Genomic DNA, 1,603 nt, shown 5'->3' on the forward strand with positions numbered 1-1,603 from the left:
TTTAAATCAGCTTCACAAAAATTTTGCCGAAAACTTTTATTATAAAATAATTGGAATTTATTTAATATTCCGGTACGCGATGGTAACCTCATTATCTGTCTCTTATACACATCTAGATGTGTATAAGAGACAGTTATTTAATATTCCGGTACGCGATGGTAACCTCATTATATAGTCATCACTAAACATCTCTTTTATACCCATCTAGATGTGTATAAGAGACAGCCTTAATCCATTCATATTGTCCAGTTACTTTATGATTATATGTTTTAAGAACAATGCAAGGAGTGCCTGTTATATAACAAAATATCATTCCATGTAGTCTATCTGTAACTACTAGTCTTGACTCACTAAATTGTTTTAATTTTCCGTTCAATTCATTATACCGATTTTTTTTATCAATATCATATTTTACAACCGTATCAGTTTCAGAAACCTTATAAGACAGATTCAATAGAAATTCTTCCATTTCTTTCTGAGCAATTCTCTCATCTGATTTTTCTCGATCATTCCTCAAGCACAATAAAATATTTTTATTATTTCTATCATATTTATTCTGGTAATTTGTACTATATGAGCTGTCTCTTATACACATCTAGATGTGTATAAGAGACAGGTACTAGACTCACATTTCTAATGGAGTGAGTTTTAAGAATATTATATGACTTTTCATCTCTTACAAAAATTCGTAAATTTTTATGTTTTTTAAAAACCTTCATTGTTTCATTTTCTTCTCTGATACCTAATTGAGTTTCCGGGAAAAATACAGTTTGCGGGAAAAGTACAATCTTATTTTCAGGAAAATTGTTAATTATGTATCTTCTCAACAACTCTTCTCTGAAATATTCAATACCTATATTCCCTCCGCCTTTAAGTGTAATTATATCTTCGGTTTTAATCATTTCTTTCATGGAATTCACCGCTTCTATCGTCTCATTTACAAAGAATTCTACAACTTCATAATCACCGAAATTTTCAAGTAAAAACTCTTTATGAGAAATGGTTAGTGCATGATCTCCTAAATTAGGATAATCAGTTGCAAGCATTAAAAATATTCGAGGCTTAGGACTGGGCTTAAAAAAAAGCTTTTCTTTACTTTTAAATTTTTTAGTCATCATTAGATTAATTATCCTGTCTCTTATACACATCTAGATGTGTATAAGAGACAGGTATATAGGTTGGTATATTCTATAGTATCATTACCAATATTGGACGATCTAAATGCAGAAATTATAAAAAATACAAAAAACAAAATTTTTAAATAGCTCTTTGGTAACTAATAAAACTTGTGGATTAGGTGAAATAAATGATAATAATCTGTTAAAGTAAAGGAATCCGTGTTCATATCTCCAAGTAAAACTTTCCATGGTTGAGTTTTGCAATGAAGTATATAGGTTGGTATATTCTATAGTATCATTACCAATATTGGACGATCTAAATGCAGAAATTATAAAAAATACAAAAAACAAAATTTTTAAATAGCTCTTTGGATACTTATTAAGTATCAATCCTAAAGAGATTATAAAAAAAACTATAAAGAAAAATAACCACATTTTTTATATCCTCACTAATCTGATAGTTCAGAAATAATCTGTATAAAAGC

The 1,603-nt window shown here is 28.3% G+C and carries 3 protein-coding genes; all 3 read right to left on the reverse strand.

Features of this window, described 5'->3' with window-relative positions; translation table 11 throughout:
- Positions 1 to 181: 181 nt before the first annotated feature.
- The 3 genes from A5882_RS20265 to A5882_RS20270 all read right to left on the reverse strand — a co-directional run bounded on the left by A5882_RS20265 (position 182) and on the right by A5882_RS20270 (position 1,553).
- Positions 182 to 595, reverse strand: a complete 414-nt coding sequence (locus tag A5882_RS20265) for a polysaccharide pyruvyl transferase family protein (protein WP_086373120.1) — start codon at positions 593 to 595, stop codon at positions 182 to 184.
- Entirely contained in the window at positions 570 to 1,118 is a 549-nt protein-coding gene (locus A5882_RS16110; RefSeq protein ID WP_176462042.1) for a polysaccharide pyruvyl transferase family protein, read from the reverse strand. Before A5882_RS16110 ends, A5882_RS20265 begins: the two co-directional genes overlap by 26 nt.
- A 99-nt stretch (positions 1,119 to 1,217) precedes the next feature.
- Positions 1,218 to 1,553, reverse strand: a complete 336-nt coding sequence (locus A5882_RS20270) for an EpsG family protein (protein WP_086373122.1) — start codon at positions 1,551 to 1,553, stop codon at positions 1,218 to 1,220.
- Positions 1,554 to 1,603 lie beyond the last annotated feature (50 nt).

Source organism: Enterococcus sp. 4E1_DIV0656 (genome assembly GCF_002140695.1).
Classification (GTDB): domain Bacteria; phylum Bacillota; class Bacilli; order Lactobacillales; family Enterococcaceae; genus Enterococcus_D; species Enterococcus_D entomosocium.